This is a genomic window from Streptomyces beijiangensis (genome assembly GCF_017315755.1).
Taxonomy (GTDB): Bacteria; Actinomycetota; Actinomycetes; order Streptomycetales; family Streptomycetaceae; genus Streptomyces; species Streptomyces beijiangensis.
The window spans coordinates 1-289 of sequence record NZ_JAFLRJ010001548.1 but is presented as its reverse complement, the minus strand read 5'-3'; the positions used below and the strand labels follow the sequence as shown (position 1 = coordinate 289).

Below are 289 nucleotides of genomic sequence, written 5' to 3'. Positions count from 1 at the left end.
GGGTGTCATCGGCCTCGGTATCGGCGGTGGTGCCGGTGTCGCTCGGGGACTCGGGGACGGCTTCATCGCGGTCACCGGCGCTTCTGGGAGAGCTCGAACACCTCGGCCGCCAGCCGGGTTGCGGCCAGCCGCGTCGGCCGGGCGAGCAGTTCGGTGCGCAGGGCCCCGCCCGCCGCCAGATGCCGGTCGTAGGGCAGGACGTGGACGCTCGCACCGGTGGACCGGAGCCGGTCCGCGGCCGCCTCCACGTCGATGCCGGGCCGTGCCACCGTGCTGGACAGGACGACCA

General features: G+C 74.7%; 1 pseudogene. It reads right to left on the bottom strand.

The features are described from left to right. Positions 1 to 71: 71 nt before the first annotated feature. A pseudogene (locus tag J0695_RS42630) lies at positions 72 to 289 on the bottom strand (MinD/ParA family protein); the annotation flags it as partial.